The 20,069-nt window shown below is 69.0% G+C and carries 20 protein-coding genes; 9 read left to right on the top strand and 11 right to left on the bottom strand.

All coding sequences use genetic code 11. The features are described 5' to 3' along the window. Positions 1-182 precede the first annotated feature (182 nt). The 6 genes from lnt to ACFXKN_RS25310 all read right to left on the bottom strand — a co-directional run bounded on the left by lnt (position 183) and on the right by ACFXKN_RS25310 (position 6,262). Complete coding sequence (gene lnt / locus ACFXKN_RS25335; RefSeq protein WP_379433989.1) at positions 183-1,751, bottom strand: apolipoprotein N-acyltransferase; 1,569 nt, start codon at positions 1,749-1,751, stop codon at positions 183-185. A gap of 125 nt (positions 1,752-1,876) precedes the next feature. Further along, positions 1,877-3,469 carry an amidohydrolase gene (locus tag ACFXKN_RS25330; protein WP_379433983.1) on the bottom strand — a complete coding sequence of 531 codons (1,593 nt, stop codon included), beginning with the start codon at positions 3,467-3,469 and terminating at the stop codon, positions 1,877-1,879. Between the two features lie 71 nt (positions 3,470-3,540). Beyond that, the gene (locus ACFXKN_RS25325; protein ID WP_378951837.1) at positions 3,541-3,744 is read right to left on the bottom strand and encodes a hypothetical protein; all 204 of its coding nucleotides are present in this window, start codon (positions 3,742-3,744) and stop codon (positions 3,541-3,543) included. Positions 3,745-3,803: 59 nt separating this feature from the next. After that, positions 3,804-4,295: an FxsA family protein gene (locus tag ACFXKN_RS25320; protein ID WP_378919777.1), complete on the bottom strand. Its 492-nt coding sequence runs from the start codon at positions 4,293-4,295 to the stop codon at positions 3,804-3,806. A 72-nt stretch (positions 4,296-4,367) separates the two neighbouring features. Next, complete coding sequence (locus ACFXKN_RS25315) at positions 4,368-5,027, bottom strand: response regulator (protein ID WP_378951843.1); 660 nt, start codon at positions 5,025-5,027, stop codon at positions 4,368-4,370. A gap of 59 nt (positions 5,028-5,086) precedes the next feature. Further along, positions 5,087-6,262 carry a sensor histidine kinase gene (locus ACFXKN_RS25310; protein ID WP_378951846.1) on the bottom strand — a complete coding sequence of 392 codons (1,176 nt, stop codon included), beginning with the start codon at positions 6,260-6,262 and terminating at the stop codon, positions 5,087-5,089. A 56-nt stretch (positions 6,263-6,318) separates the two neighbouring features. Between ACFXKN_RS25310 and ACFXKN_RS25305 the strand changes: the two genes are divergently transcribed. Further along, entirely contained in the window at positions 6,319-7,086 is a 768-nt protein-coding gene (locus tag ACFXKN_RS25305) for a sulfite exporter TauE/SafE family protein (RefSeq protein WP_379433982.1), read from the top strand. On the opposite strand, the gene ACFXKN_RS25300 is transcribed toward ACFXKN_RS25305, so the two are convergent. Next, a complete protein-coding gene (locus ACFXKN_RS25300) occupies positions 7,083-7,733 on the bottom strand; it encodes a helix-turn-helix domain-containing protein (RefSeq protein WP_378951861.1) in 651 nt (216 codons plus the stop codon). The two genes, ACFXKN_RS25305 and ACFXKN_RS25300, sit on opposite strands and share 4 nt — an antisense overlap. Before the next feature lie 212 nt (positions 7,734-7,945). Between ACFXKN_RS25300 and ACFXKN_RS25295 the strand changes: the two genes are divergently transcribed. From ACFXKN_RS25295 to ACFXKN_RS25285, 3 genes are all read left to right on the top strand, one after another. Continuing rightward, positions 7,946-9,475 carry a TldD/PmbA family protein gene (locus ACFXKN_RS25295; RefSeq protein WP_379433981.1) on the top strand — a complete coding sequence of 510 codons (1,530 nt, stop codon included), beginning with the start codon at positions 7,946-7,948 and terminating at the stop codon, positions 9,473-9,475. An 8-nt stretch (positions 9,476-9,483) separates the two neighbouring features. Next, entirely contained in the window at positions 9,484-10,863 is a 1,380-nt protein-coding gene (locus ACFXKN_RS25290; protein WP_378952051.1) for a metallopeptidase TldD-related protein, read from the top strand. A gap of 130 nt (positions 10,864-10,993) precedes the next feature. Beyond that, positions 10,994-11,818, top strand: coding sequence for an HAD family hydrolase (locus ACFXKN_RS25285; RefSeq protein WP_379433980.1), 825 nt, complete (start codon positions 10,994-10,996; stop codon positions 11,816-11,818). A 25-nt stretch (positions 11,819-11,843) separates the two neighbouring features. Here the strand turns inward: ACFXKN_RS25285 and ACFXKN_RS25280 are convergent, their stop codons facing one another. Continuing rightward, entirely contained in the window at positions 11,844-13,055 is a 1,212-nt protein-coding gene (locus ACFXKN_RS25280; protein WP_379433979.1) for an erythromycin esterase family protein, read from the bottom strand. An 81-nt stretch (positions 13,056-13,136) separates the two neighbouring features. On the opposite strand from ACFXKN_RS25280, the gene ACFXKN_RS25275 reads away from it, so the two are divergent. Beyond that, a complete protein-coding gene (locus tag ACFXKN_RS25275) occupies positions 13,137-13,844 on the top strand; it encodes a MerR family DNA-binding transcriptional regulator (RefSeq protein ID WP_378951873.1) in 708 nt (235 codons plus the stop codon). Positions 13,845-13,856: 12 nt separating this feature from the next. Then, positions 13,857-14,267, top strand: a complete 411-nt coding sequence (locus ACFXKN_RS25270; protein WP_379433978.1) for a VOC family protein — start codon at positions 13,857-13,859, stop codon at positions 14,265-14,267. A gap of 6 nt (positions 14,268-14,273) precedes the next feature. Here ACFXKN_RS25270 and ACFXKN_RS25265 read toward each other — a convergent pair whose 3' ends face one another. Together ACFXKN_RS25265 and ACFXKN_RS25260 are read right to left on the bottom strand one after the other, a co-directional pair. Beyond that, positions 14,274-15,563, bottom strand: a complete 1,290-nt coding sequence (locus ACFXKN_RS25265) for an acetyl-CoA C-acyltransferase (RefSeq protein ID WP_379433977.1) — start codon at positions 15,561-15,563, stop codon at positions 14,274-14,276. A 77-nt stretch (positions 15,564-15,640) separates the two neighbouring features. Then, positions 15,641-16,021 carry a PPOX class F420-dependent oxidoreductase gene (locus ACFXKN_RS25260; protein WP_378951882.1) on the bottom strand — a complete coding sequence of 127 codons (381 nt, stop codon included), beginning with the start codon at positions 16,019-16,021 and terminating at the stop codon, positions 15,641-15,643. A 149-nt stretch (positions 16,022-16,170) separates the two neighbouring features. Between ACFXKN_RS25260 and ACFXKN_RS25255 the strand changes: the two genes are divergently transcribed. The 3 genes from ACFXKN_RS25255 to ACFXKN_RS25245 all read left to right on the top strand — a co-directional run bounded on the left by ACFXKN_RS25255 (position 16,171) and on the right by ACFXKN_RS25245 (position 18,764). Further along, a complete protein-coding gene (locus ACFXKN_RS25255) occupies positions 16,171-16,884 on the top strand; it encodes a glyoxalase (protein WP_378951885.1) in 714 nt (237 codons plus the stop codon). Positions 16,885-16,920: 36 nt separating this feature from the next. Next, positions 16,921-17,919, top strand: a complete 999-nt coding sequence (locus ACFXKN_RS25250) for a hypothetical protein (RefSeq protein ID WP_378951888.1) — start codon at positions 16,921-16,923, stop codon at positions 17,917-17,919. 80 nt (positions 17,920-17,999) lie between these two features. Next, a complete protein-coding gene (locus ACFXKN_RS25245; protein WP_378951891.1) occupies positions 18,000-18,764 on the top strand; it encodes a 2-phosphosulfolactate phosphatase in 765 nt (254 codons plus the stop codon). A gap of 37 nt (positions 18,765-18,801) precedes the next feature. Here ACFXKN_RS25245 and ACFXKN_RS25240 read toward each other — a convergent pair whose 3' ends face one another. Next, a complete protein-coding gene (locus ACFXKN_RS25240; protein ID WP_378951894.1) occupies positions 18,802-19,917 on the bottom strand; it encodes a winged helix DNA-binding domain-containing protein in 1,116 nt (371 codons plus the stop codon). Between the last annotated feature and the right edge of the window lie 152 nt (positions 19,918-20,069).

Here is a 20,069-nt window from a genome sequence, read left to right as displayed (position 1 = left end):
GTGTCACAACTCCCCGAGCAGCGCCCGGGCACACGACGGCCCAGGGCGTGGCTTTTCCACGCCCATGATTCGGAGTACTCCGGCAGCCGGATGGCTGCCGATCTGAATTTATTTCGAGCTCAACGAATTACACCCCTGTAGCAGCAACTTCGTGCCGCTTCCCCCGGGTTGAAACAAACCGCTTATTCAGAATTGTCCGAACTTCGCACTGCCTGCGTCGGATTCGCCCTGTAGCGTCGAAGAAGCACCAGTCCGACGCCGATCGCGGTCAGGATAACGGACGCCAGTTCGGGCCATGCACCGATTCGGGTAGCGATTGTCGTCGTGTCGCGCAACGGTAACTGGGCCACCAGTGCGGCGGGGACGACCTGCTCGGTATGCTGGATGAGCACGCCGTCAGCGGTGATGATTCCGCTGACCCCGGTGGTTGCTGCGACAACGAGCGCACGCCCGTGCTCGACCGCCCGCACCCGCGACATGGCGAGTTGCTGATAGGTCATCTCGCTCTCACCGAACGTGGCGTTGTTGGTCGGCACCGTCAGCAATTGGGCGCCCGCGGCGAGAGAGTCCCGGAATGCCCGATCGAAAGCGACCTCGTAACAGGTCGCCACGCCGATCGGCACGCCGGCGGCCGTGACCGCTCCGTCACCATTACCCGGCACGAAATAGCCCGCACGGTCGGCATAGGAAGAGAACAAACGGAAGAAACCACGCATCGGCAGGTACTCGCCGAACGGCTGGATGATCTTCTTGTCGTGCCGCTCCCCCGGACCCGCCGTCCCGTTCCACACGATCACCGAGTTGGTGGTCGTGCGATCACCGTTCACCAGGACCGCGCCGACCAGGATCGGGGCGCCGATCCGCACCGAGGCTTCGGTGATCTCGGCGGCGGCGTCGGCATTGCGCAGTGGATCGATGTCGGAGGAGTTCTCCGGCCAGATCACGATGTCGGGCCGCGCGGCCTCGCCGCGGGTGACGGCGTCGGCCAGCTCCTCGGTACGCCGGACGTGGTTGTCCAGCACCGCGCGGCGCTGGGCGTTGAAATCGAGCCCGAGCCGCGGCACGCTGCCCTGGATGGCGGCGACCGTGACCGTCCGGGTGCCCGCGTCCGGGGCCGGCAGCGTCGGCCGCAGGATCACTCCGGCCAGGGGCATGACAGCCACGGCCACCACGACGGTGGCAAATCCGGTGCGCACGGCGCGGGTGTTCGCGCGCGGCGCGGGAGTGCGTGCCCAGGCACGCAGGCGCAGCGCCAACGCGGCGAGACCGGTGCCGGTGAGGGCGACGCCGAAGCCGACCAGCGGCGCACCACCATAGGCGGCCAGCGGCAGGTACCAGCCGTCGGCTTGCCCGAACGCGACACGCCCCCAAGGGAATCCGCCGAACGGGAAACTCGACCTGACCCATTCGCTCGCGGTCCACGCCAGCGCGAGCCACACCGGCCAGCCTGGCAGCACGCTCAGCCACCGGGCGAGCACACCCCACAGCCCGAAGTACACCGCGCACACCGTCGAGAGCGCCAGCCACGGCACCGGCCCCACATAGATCCCGGTCCACGGCAGCAACGGCACGAAAAACGCCAGCCCGCCGAGCATTCCGTACCCGAACCCGCCGCGCAGCTTGCCGGGCCCGCGCACCGCGACGGTGAGCAGGGCGATGGCGACCGGCGCGAGGAACCAGAACGGGCGGGGTGGGAAGCTGCCGAACAGCAACAAACCACCGGCCGTCGCCGCCAGCATCCGCAGCAACATCGGGTAGCGCTGGCCCCGGGCCGTGTCGGCGACGTCGGGAGTCGTAGCGTCGGGATGGCCCGTGGCGGGTTCGATCATGGTGTGCTGCTCCGTGATTCGGTTGCTGGCGCGGCGTCGACGGCGGGTCAGGCGGTGTAGATCGTGGTGCCGTTGTGCACGGTGCGCAGGCAGGTCGGCAGGTCGGCGCCCAGGTCGAGGCGTGGGAGGCCGGGAACGCGGGAGCGGGGGTCGGTGGACCAGCGCTGCACGGTGTCGGCGGCCGCGGCGACCACGAGGTCGCCCGCGTCCCACACGGCGTAGGAGGCCGGTGCGCCGGGGACCAGCGTGCCCGCCAGGCCGTCGCGCACACCGCCCGCGCGCCAGGCGCCGCGGGTGGCGGCGGCGAAGGCCGCGCGCGGGGACAGTCCGTGGCCGGAGGTGCGGTGGTGGACGGCCGCGCGCACCTGTTCCCACGGGTTCATGGCGGTCACGGGCGCGTCGGAGCCGATAGCGAGGGAGATACCCGCCGCCGCCATCGCCGAGAACGGGTTGAGCCCGGCGGCGCGCTCGGCGCCGAGGCGGGTCGCGTACATCCCGTCGGGTCCGCCCCAGGCGGCGTCGAAGCCGGGCTGCACGGACGCGATCACGCCGAGCGCGGCGAGTTGTGCGATCGCGGCGGCGTCGGTCATCTCCGCGTGCTCCACCCGGTGCCCGCGGGCGGCGATCGCCGGACCACCGAGTTCGGCTGCCACCCGGGCGAATCCGGCGACGACGGTGTCCATGGCGGCATCGCCGATCGCGTGGAAGCCCGCCTGGATCCCGGCCTCGGTGCACGCGCGAAGGTGTGCGGCGACCGCGTCTTCGTCGAGGAAGCTCTTGCCGCAGCCCGCCGCGTCGTCGTAGGGCGCACGCAGCAGTGCCGTGTGCGAGCCGAGCGAGCCGTCGACGAACAGGTCGCCACCGAGCGCGTGCACACCGAGCTCGTCGAGCAGCGCGCGCGCTTCGTCCGCGGTGCGCACGGCCTGACCCCAGTAGGCCCGCACGGCCACGCCGTGTTCGAAAGCGAGCAGTTCAGCGATGTCGTCGCGGCCGGAGATATCGGGCCCCGCGCATTCGTGGACCGCGACGATGCCGTGTGCGGCCGCCGTGTCGAGAGCGGCTTTACGGGCCGAATCACGCTGGGCGCGAGTGAGTTCGGCGAGTGCGACCGTGCGCACCCGGTGGTGGGCGTCGGCGCGCAGCAGGTCCCCACGCTGATATCCGTCACCGAGGTCACCGGCCGCGTCGAGCAGCGCCGAGGATGCCACGGCCGAATGCGCGTCGACGCGCGCCAGGTAGACGAGCCTGCCCGCACCGGCGGCCGCGTCGAGTTCGGCGACCGTCGGCGGACGCTGTTCGGGCCAGCCGGTGTCGTCCCAGCCTTCGCCGATGATCACCCCGTCCGGCTGGTTCGCGGCGTGCGCTCGGACCGTCTCGAGCAGTTCGGCCAGGGATCCGGCGCCACGCACGTCGAGCCCGGTCAGCTGGAGTCCCAGCGCGGTGACGTGCACGTGCGGGTCGACGAACGCGGGCGCCACGAACGCACCGTCGAGGTCGATGATCTCCGCATCGGGATGCATCGCGCGCCCTGGCGCCTCGGCGCCGAGCCACACCACGGTGCCGTCGGTGACCGCCATCGCGGTCGCGTCCGGGGAACTGGAACTGTAGAAACGACCGCCGATCAGCAACTGGGTACTCACGGTGCCCCAGTCTGCCGTATCGACGGATCGTCACCTCGGCAGGGACAGTCTCCGCTCGGCGGCGAGCGAGGTCAGGTCGGCAGCGACAGTGCGGCGCGCACTTCGGCGTCGCCGAACCCGGCCCGACAGTGCCCGCCCGCCTCCACGGCGATCAGTTCCAACCGCCATGCGGCGGTGGTGAAGTCCGACATCGACTGTCCGGCAGCGGTGCTCGCTCTACGCACCGCGTCGGCCAGTTCCTCGCTCACCGTGACGGTGATCTGCTCGGTGGCCATGTCGGTACTGTAGACCCTTCGCCGCCGGGAGCGGGCAAGTCCGTTGGGGCAGTCTCGATTCAGGCGGAGCCGAGCGCGCGCGGGCCCGCGGTGTGACCGTCGTCGTACCACTGCCCGACCACGGTGCCGTCGACCACATCACCGTCGGCATCGACGACCATCCCACGATACGGCGAGGGCGCGAACGAGGGCAGCGGACCGAAGCGCCGGGTACCGAGCTTCTCCAGTGCCGGTCGCAGCAACGCCCTGGTCGGCGGGAACAGTGCGAGCAGGCCGACGAGTCCGGTGACCAGGCCCGGCACGAACAGCAGCACCGATCCGGTGGCGACGATCACCCCGTCGGCCACCGCGCTCTCGGCGGTCACCTCACCGCGGGAGGCCCGCCGGAACCGATCGAACACCCGCCTGCCCTGCCGCCCGAGCAGCACCAAACCCACGCCGGACACCGCGACGAGCACGACCAGCGCCCAGCCGATGCCGATCAGCTGGGCGAGACCGACGAGCGCGGCGATCTCGACGACGAGATAGAGGACGAACAGCAGGGCGGTCATGGCGATCCTTTCGGACGATCTATCCCTTCAACGCACGAGCGCCCGATTTTTCTCCCGTGCGCCCCGACGAGTTCAGCCACCGGGCCGCACGAGCCCGGTTTCGTAGGCCAGCACCACCGCCTGCACCCGATCGCGCAAGCCGAGTTTGGTGAGCACCCGGCCGACATGTGTTTTCACCGTCGCCTCCGACAGGAACAGCGCCGCGGCGATCTCGGCATTGGAGCGGCCGACCGCGATCTGTTCGAGCACTTCGCGTTCGCGTGCGGTGAGGACGTCGAGGATCTTCGGGTCGCGCAGACTGGCCGGGTCCTCGGCGACGAGCCGGTCCAGCAGCCGCTTGGTGACCTTGGGTGACACCACCGCGTCACCGGCGGCGACGCTGCGGATGGCCGAGACGAGGTCCTCGGGTGGGGTGTCCTTGAGCAGGAATCCGCTCGCACCGGCGCGCAGCGCACCGAGAGCGTGTTCGTCGAGGTCGAAGGTGGTCATCACGAGTACCCGCACACCCTCCCCCGCGGCCACGATCCGCGCGGTGGCGGTCACCCCGTCGACGACCGGCATCCGCACATCCATCAGCACCACATCGGGGCGCAGGTCGCTCGCCCGCCGCACAGCCTCGTCACCGTTGCCCGCTTCGCCGATCACCTCGATGTCGGGGTGCGCGCCGAGCACCATTTTCAGGCCCATCCGCATGAGTTCCTGATCGTCCACCACGAGCACGCTGATCGGCATTGCCCCACCCTAATAGGCACAGCCGCGCAGCGTTCCTCGGTTTTTTCGGAGCGCGGGGGTCACTCCGTTTCGGTGCGCAGCGGAAGATCCGCCCGGACCTGCCAGCGGCCGTCGTCGAGCCTGCCCGCGGTCAAGGTGCCGCCGAGCACCGCGACCCGTTCGCGCATCCCGACCAGTCCCATCCCCGTGCCGGGAATCTCGGTGCCAGGGCTCACCTGCGCGGGGACACCGCCGCTGTCGGTGATCTCGACGAGGACGTCCTCGTCGCGCCGGTGTACCCGGACCACCGCCTTCGGCTCCGCGCCTGCGTGGCGCAGGGTATTGGTGAGCGATTCCTGCACGATGCGGTGCACGCCGAGGCTCACCTCGGGGGCGATGTCGTCGAGCTCACCGCTCAACTCGAGGTCAACGGCCAGGCCCGCCTCGCGCATCATCTGGGCCAGCTTCGCGATACCCGCGCTGCCGTGTTGTGGCAGCAGTTCCGGTGCGTGCTCGGTGCGCAGCAGCGCGACGGTGCGGCGCAGCTCGCGCAGGGCGTCGCGACCGGTACCCGCGATGGTGGCAAGCGCGCGTTCGGCGGTTTCGGGGTCTTGGCGCAGAGCGTATGTGGCGCCGTCGGCCTGGACGATGATGACGCTCACCGCGTGCGCGACCACATCGTGTAGTTCGCGGGCGATACGGGTGCGTTCGGCGGCGACCGCTTCGTGTGCTCGACGCTCCTTGTCGTAATCGGCCACCGCGAGGCGGGCCGCGACCTCGGCGTCATACGCGTGCCGGGCGCCGTTGAACTCGGCCAGTGTCCAGCACAGTGCGTAGATGAGCGCGGCCATCGCCAGATCTCCGCCCCTCGGCTCGTTGAGCAGCGAAACCGACAACACCAGGTCGAGCGCGACGAAGGCAAGATAGATGAGCCCGTCACGCCGGCCGACGTAGGCGACGAGCGTGTAGAGCATCACCCCGAGCCCGATCAGCGCGACGTGGTCGGCCGCCTGATCATCGGTCAGGTAGCCGATCAGGGTGTTCAGCAACGACAGCACCAGCATCGCCGCCGCCACCGCACGCGGGTACACCCGGCGCAGGATCAGCGGCAGCGGCAGGATCACCGAGAAGATCAGATAGACGACCTTGTTGCGTTCGTCGCCCACCCCGAGGGCATCGAGCAGCAGGAGCAAACCCGCCAGAATCGAGTCGGCGACGATGGGTCGTCCGCGTAGCCACAGGCTGAACCGGCGCACGGGGCCCAGCGTAGCCCCGGCTGGCTTTCCGGTCGTGATCTTGATTGCCTGGACGTGTGCAACTCGGAGACTGGACGGTCCTGCTGGTGGCCGCGGCGGCGGCGGGCTGGGTCGATGCCGTGGTCGGCGGCGGTGGGCTGATCATTCTGCCGACGCTGTTCCTCGTCGTCCCCGGCATCACACCGCAGACCGCGCTCGGCACCAACAAGCTCGCCTCCCTCGCAGGCACCGCGACCGCGGTGGCGACCTTCGCGCGCAAGGTGCCGATGCAATGGAAGGTGCTCCTGCCCGCTGCGGTGATCGCCGCGATCACGGCCGCATGCGGTGCGGCGGCGGTGTCGCTGATCGACCGCGACCTGTTCATCCCACTGGTGATGGTGGTGCTCGTCGGGGTCGCGGTGTTCGTGACCATGCGACCGTCGATCGGCATGACGATGGCCACCCATCCACCGACGCGGCGCAAGGTGTTCCTGGTGGTCGGCCTCGCCGCCGGTCTGATCGGCCTCTATGACGGGCTGCTCGGACCAGGGACCGGCACCTTCCTGATCATCACCTTCGCGACACTGCTCGGCACCGAGTTCGTGCGCGCGGCGGCGATGGCGAAGGTGATCAATTGCGGGTCGAACGTGGGTGCGCTGCTGTTCCTCGGCTCGACCGGCCATATCCTGTGGGGTCTCGGCGCGGGCATGGCGGTGGCGAATGTCGCCGGTGCGCTGATCGGTTCGCGGATGGCCTTGGCCAGGGGCGCCGGGTTCGTCCGGATCGTGTTGCTGGTCGTCGTGGTGGTGATGGTGATCCGCCTGGGGTGGCAGCAGTTCGGCTAGTGCACCGGTTCGGGTGGCGCGGCGGCGGCGAGCCAGGGCTGCAGGACCCGCGAGGTGGTCTCGTGGATCTTGCGATGTAGTCGTTCACCGTCGTCGATGCCGTGCTGAGGCTGCTGGAACAGCACGGTCAGCGCGCCCGACACCGCGCCGACCACGGCACCGACCAGCGCCGCGGCGCCGACCTCGTCGAGTTCGTGCGGGAACGCGATATGCAACTGGTGCGCGATCTCGCGCTGCGCGACCAGTTGCGCGTGCGCGGCGCGACCGCTCACCGAGGGGACAGTCCGCGAGACCCGCGCCCGCAGCGCGGCCACTCGCGAGCTGATGTCGTCGACGAGGTGTTCGCCGGGGTTGTCGCCCGCGGCGCGCAGTGCCCGCAGCAACACCTCCACCGGTCGCTCGCCGGGCCGTCGGGTAGCGATGGCGGCGACCGCCGCGCGCACCCGTTCGTCGCTCTCGGGGAAGAGCAGTTCTTCTTTGCTCGCGAAGTAGTTGAAGAAGGTCCGGGTGCCGACCTCGGCCTCGGCCGCGATGTCGGCAACGGTCGTTTCCTCATACCCTCTGGCCTCGAACAATTCGACGGCGGCCACGAGGATCGCACGTCGGGTTCGTTCCCTTTTTCGATCGCGCAGGGCAGATGGCGGCACGGCGGGCACCCTACGGCATTTCCAGCACCGCTCGCGGGAGGACCGCAGTCCGCGCGTCACGGCAACGGCTGCCGGACGCGGCTTTTCGCACACAATCGCACGGAGCGTCCTTGCACGACATGCAGGCAAGCAGCGGATGTATCGACCGACATGACGTAGCCGGATGTGGTTGCGGCGCACATGTGTCGGTGGCACCGGTTAGCGTAGGCCCGGTGAGTACCACGACTTCCAGAGATGTGGACGAGGAATTCCGCGCGCTCGGGCTCGGCACCCTGGCCGAGGCCGCGCTGTCGGCGGCGCGCGCGGCCGGCGCCGAGCATGCCGATCTGCGCGTGCAACGGTTGGTCACCCAGTCGATCCGCTTACGCGACGGTCGCGTCGAAGCGGTCACCGACGCCACCGAACTGGGGCTGGCGGTGCGCGTGATCGTGGACGGCACCTGGGGTTTCGCCTCGCATGCCGCGCTCACACCCGAGATCGCCGCCGAGGTCGCGCGCCGGGCGGTGACCGTGGCAAGGGCGCTGCGTGCGCTGAATCGGGAACGAGTCGAGTTGGCCGACGAGCCACGCTATGACGATGTCTCGTGGGTCTCGGCCTACGACCTCGACCCGTTCACGGTGCCGACGGCCGACAAAGTGGCGCTGCTGCAGGACTATTCGGAGCGCTTGTCCGCGGCCGACGGTGTCGACCATGTCACCGCCTCGGTCTTGCAGGTCAAGGAGCAGACGTTCTACGCCGACACCGCGGGTTCGTCGATCACCCAGCAGCGAGTGCGCCTGCACCCCCAGTTGGAGGCTGTCACCGTCGATTCCGCCTCGGGGGTGTTCGAGACGATGCGCACCCTCGCCGCGCCCGCGGGCCGTGGCTGGGAGTACGTCACCGGTGCCGACGGAACGTGGGACTGGACCGGCGAACTCGCCCGGATCCCCGCCTGGCTGGCCGAGAAGGTGAAGGCGCCCAGCGTCGTCGCGGGCCCGACCGATCTGGTGATCGACCCGACGAACCTGTGGCTGACGATCCACGAATCCATCGGCCATGCCACCGAATACGACCGCGCGATCGGCTACGAATCCGCCTATGCGGGTACCTCGTTCGCTACTCCCGATCAGCTCGGCACGCTGCGCTACGGCACGCCGATCATGCACGTCACCGGCGACCGCACCCAGGTCAACGGCTTGAGCACCGTCGGCTACGACGACGAGGGCGTGGCCGGCCAGCAGTGGGATCTGGTGCGCGACGGCGTCCTGGTCGGCTACCAGCTCGACCGTGTGTTCGCCCCACGGCTTGGCCTCGACCGCTCCAACGGTTGCTCGTATGCCGATTCGCCGCACCATGTTCCGATCCAGCGGATGGCGAACGTGTCGTTGCAGCCCGATCCCGACCATGACACCAGCACCGCGGAACTCATCTCCCGGGTGCAGGACGGCATCTACATCATGGGCGACAAGAGCTGGTCGATCGACATGCAGCGCTACAACTTCCAGTTCACCGGCCAACGATTCTTTCGCATTCGCGACGGCGAGCTGGCCGGGCAACTGCGCGATGTCGCCTACCAGGCGACGACCACCGATTTCTGGGGGTCGATGGAAGCGGTCGGCGGACCGAGCACCTGGCAGCTCGGTGGCGCGTTCAACTGCGGTAAGGCACAACCCGGTCAGGTGGCGGCGGTGAGCCACGGCTGCCCGTCGGTGCTGGTGCGCGGGGTCAACATTCTCAATACCCGGACGGAGGGCGGTCAGTGAACGAGGGTCTGTTCCCGGCGGGCGCGGTGGTCGAGCGTGCGCTGGCGGCGTCGAAAGCTGACGAGGCGATCGTGATCGTCACCGATGCGCACGAGGCGTCGCTGCGGTGGGCCGGCAACTCGATGACCACCAACGGCTCGTCGATTTCACGGGAGTGGGCGGTGATCTCGGTGTTCCGGGACGGCCCGAACACCGCGCGGGTCGGCTCCATCAGCTCCACCAGCGTCGATCCCACCGAGATCGAAGCCGTGGTGCGTGCCAGTGAGGAGGCAGCTCGCACGGCCGCCCCGGCCCGCGACGCGATGCCGTTGCTCGAACCCACCGACGACGACACCGCCACCTGGGATCAGGCGCCCGGCGCCACCGAGATCGAGGTGTTCGCCGGGTTGGCGCGCGACCTGTCCACCGGATTCGACGGCAGCGACCGCCTCTACGGTTTCGCCCACCATCAGGTGCACACCACCTGGCTGGGCACCTCGACCGGTGTCCGGCGCCGGTTCAGTCAGCCCACCGGTTCGGTGGAGGTCAACGGCAAGCGCGGCGAGGGCAAGGATCTGGCGAGCGCGTGGGTGGGTGTCGGCACCGCCGATTTCACCGACGTCGACACCCCGGGCCTGCTCACCGAGCTGTCGCGGCGCCTGGACTGGTCCAAGCGCCGCATCGAACTGCCCGCCGGCCGCTACGAGACCCTGTTGCCGCCGTCGTCGGTCGCCGATCTGATGATCTATCTGGCGTGGAGCATGGAGGGCCGTGGCGCGCACGAGGGCCACACCGCGTTCTCCCGCGCCGGTGGCACGCGAATCGGTGAGCGGCTCAGCGACATTCCGCTCACCCTGTACTCCGACCCGACTGCCGGCGGTCTCGAATACCGGCCGTTCGTGGCGACTCCGTCGTCGTCGGAATCGCTGTCGGTGTTCGATAACGGTCTGTCCGCCCAGCGTGTCGACTGGATCGGCGAAGGCGTCATCGAATCGCTGGTCTATCCGCGCGCGACCGCAGCCGAATTCTCCGCCCCCGCAACGATTCCCGGTGAGAATCTGCTGCTCACCGGTGGCGGCGACGCGTCGCTGGACGACATGATCGCCCGCACCGAGCGTGGCCTGCTCCTCACGTGCCTCTGGTATATCCGCGAGGTCGACCCCGCCACCCTGCTCCTCACCGGCCTCACCCGCGACGGTGTCTACCTCGTCGAGGACGGTCAGGTGACCGGCGCGGTCAACAATTTCCGCTTCAACGAGAGTCCCCTCGACCTGCTGCGCAGAGTTTCGGAAGCGGGTGCCACCGAGATCACCCTGCCCCGGGAATGGAAGGACTGGTTCACCCGAACCGCGATGCCACCACTGCGCATCCCCGACTTTCACATGTCCTCGGTGAGCCAAGCGACCTAGCGGGTACCGGCACGCAACGATCGGCGGCCTTCGCGCCTTGCCGGCACGAAGGCGGAGAAAGGTCCAACCCGTCTCGACGCCCGACCCGACCCGTCCTGGTCGGCGGCGCGGCGCGTGAAAGCATGACCGGGTGACTCGTATCCGGATGTTCGCCACCGACCTCGACGGCACACTGCTGCGTTCCGATCGCACCGTCTCACCGCGCACCGCCGAGGCCATGGCCGGTGCGCAAGCGGCGGGCATCGAGGTGGTGTGGGCGACGGCGCGTGCGCGCCATTCGGTGCACGAGTTGGCGCAGTCGTGCGGTTTCCGCGGTAAGGCGGTGTGCGCCAACGGTGCTGTGCTGCTCGACCTCGCCGACGGCACACCGGAGATCATCGACACCGTCTCGATCGATACCGGCGCGGCGGGCGCGGTGATGGCGCAGATCCGCGACCTGATTCCCGGTGTCGTCTTCGCCAACGTCGGCGCGACCCGGTTCGTCGCCGAGCCCGCCTACGCCGCCCTGTGCAAGTTCACCGATCATCACCGGCACCCGCACGACATGGAGTTGTCGGAGACCTTGCCGACCGGCCTCGAAGCGATGGTGAAGATCGTGGCCCGTCATCCCGAGCTACCCGGCGCGCAGCTGTACCGGACGGCGGTGGCGGTCGGGATCACCGGAGTGGAGCTGACCCACTCCGGTGCCGCGTATATGGAGATGGCCGCCGAAGGCGTGTCGAAGGCCAGCGCCCTGGCCCGATTGTGCGCGCTCGACGGCATCGACCGGTCGGAGGTGGCGGCCGCGGGCGACGCGCTCAACGATGTGGCCATGCTGACGTGGGCGGGTACCGCGCTGGTTCCGGCCAACGCGGTACCCGAGGTCATCACGCTCGCCGACCGGGTGCTCCCGACCAACGACGACGACGGTGTCGCCTCCTACCTGGAGGAATTGGTGCGCGACACCGCGATCTGACCGACACCGGCGCGGCGCGCGCTCACTACGACCGGGCTGCCATGGCGTGAGCGGCCTCGCGGCGCGCGTGATCGAGGTACCGCTCGTAGCCGTTGTCGGACGACGGCTCGCCCACGCTCAGGTGCAGAATGGCGTCGGCGCCGGCGACGGTGTCGGCATCGAGCGGAAAGTAGCCCTGCGCCGGAGTCGTATCGGTGCGGGTTCCGGCGACCGCGACGGCGGATGCGGGGGTGAGTCCCCAGGTCTCGATGCCGTCCTGCAGCGCGCGTTCGTAGGTACCCGGCGCGGGGTCACCGAGGGCGAGGATGTCACTGCGGCCGAGGCTGCCGAGCACCACCGCGTACCGGTCACCCAGGAGTGCGCCGACGATCTCCCCCGCACCAGCCCAGGTCAGATCCATCGGGCCCATTCGCATGCTGCTCGGGGTGCGGCGCAGATGCAGATTGTGCGCGAAGACCACGGTCGGCCCGCGGCGGGCTTCGTCGGTGCGGATATCCAGGAGGTTCTGGGCCATGAGGGCGTCGCGGGTGGCCGAGAGCCGAGACCAGCGTGCCGACGCGTCCAGCGGCTGCGCGGCCTGCCTGTGATAGCGCAGCAGCCCCAGTGCCGCTATGAGATGGATTGCGGCCCTGCGCCATTCGGCGTACGAGGTGACCGCGATCCGTTCCGGCGCCCGGGAGTACATGGTGACGAGTAGGTCGTCGGCCAGCACCCGCAACCGATCCGCCTCGACGGTGGCGCCCGGGGATTCGGCCGGATCCATGATCGCCTCGGTGCGGCTCCATCGCTCGTCCTCACCGACGAGGTCGGTGATGTCGAGGTCGAGCTCCAGGTAGTCGCGGGCGAATTCGAGGTAGCGGCGCGGGCTGGGGGCGCTCATGGTTTCCATGGCGGCGTCGAAACCGTGGAAGGTGATGTGCTCGGCGGCGGGCCGCTCCGCGTTGTACGTGCGGAGCCAGGCGACCAGTTCACGGTTGGCCGCCATCTCGCCGAAGCCGTGCGACAAGCCTGACCGCAGCACGTCGTCGAGGCTGCCCGGCCCGCCGCGCACGTAGTCGTTCACGGCGAGGGCGGCGACACGATCGGATTCCAGGGCGATCGAGCGGAATCCGTGCTCGGCCAACTGGGCGAACAGCTCGTTGCGGAGCAGCGCGAAACCGGATTCGCGGTGGGCGGGCTCCCCCAGCGCCAGCAGTTCACAGGAGGAAGGGACGAAGTCGCTCATTCTCTGAGTCATGTGTATCAATCGTATCGTTGAAACAACGGTGGAGACATGACCTGGATTCTTCTGTCATTCCTCCCGTAAAGTCTCAAACCAGTGAGAAACCTGAGACCATCCGACCTGGCCCGCGAGCACGGCCTCTCGACCCAGGCGATCCGCAACTACGAGCAGGACGGTTACCTCCCTCCGGCCGAGCGCTCCCCCACCGGCTACCGGATCTACACCGACCTGCACGCGAGCGCGCTGCGCACCTTCCTCACCCTGATCACCGCCTACGGCCACGCGACTGCGGGCAGCATCATGCGCGCACTCCACGAGAACGACCTCGACAAGGCCCTCACGATCGTCGACCGCGGGCACAGCCAACTCCTCCGAGACCGCGAGACCCTCACCTCGGTCCGCCGAGCGGTAGATCACCTCATCGACGAATCGAGCTCTCGCACAGAACTTTCCGAGAACACCAGAACGATCGGCGAACTCGCCCACCACCTCCGAGTCACCCCCGCCACCGTGCGAGCCTGGGAAGCAGCAGGCATCCTCACGCCCACCCGCGACCCCGCCACCGGCTACCGCCACTACGGCCCCACCGACCTCCGCGACGCCGAACTGGCCCACATCCTGCGCCGAGGCCACTACCGCCTCGACCACATCGCCGCCGTCATCGGCCAGATCCGCGCCGCCGGCAGCACCGAAGCGCTGGCGGCCGCACTCACCGACTGGCAAGCCACCCTCACCGCCCAGGGCCTCGCCATGCTCGATGCCGCCGCCGCGCTGAGCCGATATTCCGCCGCGCTACGCCGCTAGTCTGGAACGACCATGCCTGACCTCCTCGGAATCAATCATCTGACGCTCACCACCGCCGATCTCGACAGGCTCGTGCGGTACTACACCGAATATCTCGGCGCGACACTGGCTTTCGAGCGGGCTGCTACCCCGGCCGATCCGCGGATCGCCGTCATCGATGTCGGCGGCGCCGACCACCTGATGCTCGTGGAGACCACGACCGCGCCGCTCACCGATCGCGATCCACTCGGCCGCGCGGGATGGGGTTTGCGTCTGAGGACGCTGGAACAACTGCGCGAGGTTCGCGATCGCCTCGTGGAGGCGGGCCTCCCGGTCGGCCCGATCGAAACCCTGCCCACGCAGTGGACGATGACCGCAGGCGACCCCGACGGACGTCCCGTGGACGTCCGGGCGCACCGTCCCCGCCCCGGTGCGCCCGCCTGACCTCCGCTAGACGCGTTCGAGCACCGCCGACGCGCCGATCCCGCCGGCCGCGCAAATCCCCAGCAGCGCAGTCTCTTTCCCGGTGCGCACCAACTCGTTGGCCATGGTGGTAACCATTCGGGCACCGGTCGCGCCGAAAGGGTGGCCCAGGGAGATCGAGCCGCCGTGCACGTTCAGCTTGTCGATATCCACGGTGCCGACCGGCTCGTCGCGGTCGAGGCGAGCCTTGGCCCACTCGGCGCTCTCCAGCATGCGCAGCACCGAAAGAGTCTGGGCGGCAAAGGCTTCGTGGATGTCGACGAGGTCGATGTCGGCCAGGGTCATGCCCGCCTTGTCGAGGGCGCGCGGCATCGAGATCGCGGGGCCGATGAGTACCTGATCGGCGGGGTCGACGCTGACGAAGCTCCATGAGCGGAAGGCGGCCTGCGGGGTGAACCCGAGGGCGCGCGCCTTCTCCTCGCTCATCAGCAGAACCGCCGACGCACCGTCGGTGAGCGGGCTCGCGTTGCCCGCGGTGACCGTGCCGTTCTTCTCGAACACCGGTTTCAGGGTGGCGAGTTTCTCGATGCTCGTGTTCGCGCGGACGAGGCCGTCGGTCTCGATCAGCGTGCCCGACGGTGTGGTGACCGGCACGACCTCGTCATCGAATCGTCCCGAGGCGATCGCGGCCGCGGCACGCTGGTGCGAGCGGGCGGCGAAAGCATCCTGATCAGCGCGGGAGATCCCGTTGATGCGGGCCATCTTCTCCGCGGACTCGCCCATCACCTCGCCGGTGGTGCGCTCGGAGATCTTGGGCTGGCGCGGCAGGATGTCGGTGAACGGCGCGAGCTGTCGGACCACATCGAGGTAGTCCATCGGCGTGGGCTTGCCGAGTGCCACCGGCGCGACCGCGTGCACGACCTTCTGCGGCAGTTTGATCTCGGCGTTACTGGTGGAATCGCTACCACCGGCGATCATGATGTCGTACTCGCCGCGTTCGATCGCCGCGGCTGCCGAGGTCACCGCCTGCAAACCGGACGCGCACGCGCGGGTGACCGTGTACCCCTCACAACCGAAGTCCAGGTTCAGGTCGAGGGCGATCTCCCGCGCGATATTCGGCGCATGACTCGGCAGGACCACCCCACCCCAGACGATGGACTGGATCTCACCGGGCGCGATCTGAGTCCGCTCGATCAGCCCGCGGACGGCCGCGCCGGCCAGGGCGATGCTGTCGAGGCGAGTGAAGTCGGTGAACGCGCGCACGAACGGGGTCCGTGCTCCCGCGACGATGACGGCTCGGTTGCGTTTGTCGGACATGTGGATCCCTTCGCCAAATGCTGCCGAGCAACCACAGTATCCGATACCGGCGGTTCTACCTATGGGATCAGCGCAAGTCAGGCGGGAGTGATCTCGATGCCGATCGTGCCCGCCTTGCCCCGGCGCAGGTTGCTGCCGAGGATCACGAGCGGGCCGGTCAGCCAGTATTTCCGGCGGATCGCCGACCGGAGCTCGTCGGTCTCGGCGGCGTCGAGCAGCCGGGCGGTGCCGGTCACGATGGCACCGTGCGCGTCCCCGCGCACATTGCAGGGTTGCACCGTCACCTCGGGGTTGCGCCGGACCCGCTTGACCTTCCAGCTGTCGGTGACCGTCCAGACAAGCAGTTTGTCCTCGCGAGCCACCGCCCAGAGCGGCGTTCCCACGGGAGTGCCGTCCTTGCGGAAGGTGGTGAGTAGTACGTAGTTCGCGGTCGCCAGTTCGCCGAGGCGGTTCGTCATGCCCACAGCTTAAGGGTCGCGGACGCGAGCCGGTCCGCAGCCGCACATGGCCTTCGGAGAAGGCGCGGGTGACCGAAAAGGGCATGGGCGCTTTCGCGAAATTCTTCGTAACCTCGCAGGCGAATCGACTCTCTGGCGAAAGGCCGACGATGACCGATACCGCGGTGCCCCTGCTGTGGAGCGGCGACCTGCCGAGCACCCTCGAGTTCTACCGGGCGCTCGGCTACACCGTGACCCACGAGCAAACCCGCCCCTATGTGTACGGCGCGATCGAACAACACGGCTGCGCCCTGCATTTCGCACCCGCTCCGCCGGGCATCGAGCTGCCGGTGGAGCATGCGGGCGCGCTGGTAATGGTCGATGACGTGGCCGCGCGCCATGCCGAGTACACCGCCGCATTGCGCGCCCATTACGGCAAGATTCCGAGCAAGGGTTGTCCGCGGATCACCAGGTTCCGCCCTGGTCAATCCCGGTTCTCCCTGGTCGACCCGGTCGGCAACACGGTCCTGGTGATCCAGCGCGACGAGCCGATGGAACTCGACTACGGCGGCTCGCGCGAGCTGCAAGGCCTGGCCCGGGTTCTCGACAATGCCCGCATCCTGCGCGATTTCAAGAACGACGACCGCGCGGCGACGCGCGCCATGGAAGCCGGCTTGCACCGCTTCGGCGCCACCGCGACCGCGCTCGACCGGGCCCGCGCCTACGCTGCCCTCGCCGAGCTCGCCGTCGTCGCCGAGGACACCGACCGGCTCGCGCACTGGAAATCCGAACTCGACACCGTCGAACTGACCGCCGAGGAGCGCGCGGCGATCGCTGCCGATGCCTCCGATCTGCTCGCTGCCTTGCGCACCGTAACCGACTGAACGGCCACCTGCTCGGTCGAGCAGTAGGCTTCGACCATGCGCGGTCGATCGAATGAACTCACCACCCGTCGGCGGCGGACCCGTTGTCTCGCAGCAGCAATCACGGTCGCCGCCGCCCTCGGGATCGGCCCGATGGGTACCGCACAGGCCGGTGCGCCGTCGTGCGCCGACGGTTGGTACGCCGAGGTGCTGGCGGCCGATCTCGGCGGCTTGGAAAATCTCGAATACGACGGCCGCGGCGGCTTCTACGTGAGCGGCATCGTGCGCGGCGAGCTCCTGCATGTTGCCGCCGACGGGCAGGTCACCACCGTCCGCACCGGCCTGGATAACCCCGCCGGGCTGCGACTGATCGGCGAGGACCTCTACTTCATCACCGGCGACGGCACCACACCGAACGGCGGCGGCACCCTGAGCCGACTCGACATCGGCACCGGCGAAGTCACCGTCCTGCTTCCGAACCTGGTGCAGCCCAACGGATTGCTCCTGCTCCCCGACGGCGACCTGCTCATCTCCCAACTCTCCGTCCCCTGGCCTCCGGTCGGCATCAGCCGCTACCGCCCCAGCACCGGCGAATTCACCCTCGCCTGGTCCCCCGTTCCCCGCCCCAACGGCCTCGCGCTCGCCCCCGACCACCGGTCGGTCATCACCGAGGACGTCCTCACCTCCCAACTCCTGCGGGTCCCGCTCGACGCCCCCGACCGCCCCACCCCCATCGCCACCGTGAACGACGGCCTCTTCCCCGCACTCGACGACCTCGACGTGACCGCCGCCGGGCTCACCTTCGTCACCGGCGACTACTCCGGCAGCGTCTACCAGGTAGACCCGGCAACGGGCGCCTGGTGCACCCTCGCCACCGGCTGGACCACCCCGCGAGGCCCACTCCCCGGCCCACCCCCCATCGGCCCCACCTCAGCCCGCCTGGCCCCCGACCCCACCACCGGCGCCTGGTCCCTCTACATCACCAGCATCGACGGCACCCTCCGCCGCCTCCGCCCACCCTCCATGCTCGACCTCACTCCGTCCTATCTCCGCTGAACACCTCGGCCAGGAGACCAGCGGTGGCGTGCCGTCGATATCCGTGGTGCACTTCCAGATTCGGCTATCGGGAGGTCAGCGTGCGATCGGCACCGCAGTGGGCACGGCAGGACGGGTTCGGAATTCGGGTGGAGTGGGGGCTGGTCGGGGCAGAGGTACTCGGGCCCGGCGCTGGGTGCCTCGTGGTGATCGATGTGTTGTCGTTCACGACGTCGGTGTCGGTGGCTACCGCCGCGGGCACCACGGTGTTCCCGTATCGATGGCGCGATGATTCGGCGCGGGCGTTTGCCGAGGAGAACTCCGCCGAACTCGCCGTCGGACGGCGGGAGACCGGTCCGTGGTCGTTGTCTCCGGCGGCGATCCGGCGTGCACCGTTCACGCCGCGGCTGGTACTGCCCTCACCCAACGGCTCCACCATCGCCGCCACCGTCGCGGGGACCCCGGTCGTCGCCGCTTGTCTGCGCAATGTCAGCGCGGTCGCCGACTGGCTCGTGGCTCAGCAGTGGGGTAGTCCCGATCAGCCGATCGTGATCGTCCCGGCGGGCGAGCACTGGCCGGGCACCGATACTGTGCGTCCGGCGCTCGAGGACTGGCTCGGTGCCGGTGCGCTCGCCGCCGCGCTGATCGAGCGCGGCCTGACTACGCCGTCGCCCGAAGCACGCACGGCGGCAACCGTATTCGTTGGAACATCCGATGTCGGCGCCCTGATCACCGACTGTGCGTCGGGCCGCGAACTCGCCGCGATGGGTTTCGCCGATGATGTGGCCATCGCGATCGAACGGGATGCCGATAGCACCGTTCCCGTTCTCACCGACAACGCCTTCGTCGACCACAGATCCGGATAGCGATGGACCGGATGCCATCTCGCGCGCAACCGCCCGATCACGGACGGGGACCGTCGAGGACGACGTTGCGGGTCTCGATGTCAGGGTCGGTGAATGTCAGCAACGCGTGCGCCTCTTCGGTGACGGCGGCCGCATCGTGTGTGCTGAACGGCCGGCTATAGGGGCGGATGGTGATCGTCGCGGATCCGTTGTCCCGGTTGATCGTCCAGTCGCCTGCGGTGAATCCGTCGACCAGCAGGATCTGCGGAACGGGGCGCTGGGTGCGGTACCCCTGCTCGCCGTGCTCCTCGGTGATCACACGGGTGCGGTCCGCGTGGGAGAGCAAGACGTTGTCGAAGTCGTACAGAAACCTCGGCGGTGCCGGAGTGTCGGAGTCCTGGAGCACCGCATCGGGTAGATCGAACAGCTGCTGGCCGTGTTGATCCTGAAAAGTCTTCAAGTTCGGCCGTATCCGGTCGACAATCTCGCGCAGTCGGGTGAGGCCGGACCACATCTGCATGTCTTTCACACTGGCGGGGCCGAAGGCGGCCAGGTAGCGCAGGATCATGCGCTCGAGCGAAGGGACAATGGTGTGGTCGGTGCCGATCCACGCGTCGGCGGTGGTGTGCGCGATCGGCCCGCTGCGGCCCCAGACGCCGCGTGGCGGCACCTGTACCAGGGGCACCTGGTTGCGGATGGCGTAGACCAGCGAGGCGGGCGCGCGGTCCGGCCATCGCCTACCGAGCAATGTGCCGAGTTGCTTGTTGGTCAACGGTTCCGGGGCGAGCAGCTCGACACCGTCGGCCATCAGTTTCGCCATGTCGATGCCCTCGATGGGCTTGCCGTGCGTGTGGTTGCGGTAGAGATCACGATCCAGGACAGGTTGGATCAGTGGACGCAGCGCACCGGCGTCGTCCGGGGTGACCAGGTGAATCGTCGAGCGCATCAAGGCAATGCGAACCAGCTCGCGGTCGGTGAGCAGCTCGGCGGCTTGTTCGGGGACGAATCCGGCCAGCCGTGACCACAATCCGACGTACCAGCTGTGGGGGGTCTGGGCTTGCAGCCCGACCAGGTGCCGCACCGCGTCGACGACGGACAACTCGGAGCGGCGCAACAGCAACTGCCGATCGAGGGTGGCGCGATTGAGCGCCCGGCGACTGAGTACCTGCGTCATTCAGTAGAACCTTTCGACACGAGTGGGGGGGGGGGGGGGGGCCCCCCCCCCCCCCCCGCCGGGGGGGGGGGGGGGGGGGGGGCCCCCCCCCCCCCCCCCGCGACGGTGTCGGGGTCGACGCCGCCAGCGAGCATGCGCTGCTCGGCTGTCGC

Source organism: Nocardia sp. NPDC059195 (assembly GCF_042754695.1).
GTDB lineage: Bacteria > Actinomycetota > Actinomycetes > Mycobacteriales > Mycobacteriaceae > Nocardia.
This window is presented reverse-complemented; position numbering and strand designations above follow the sequence as displayed.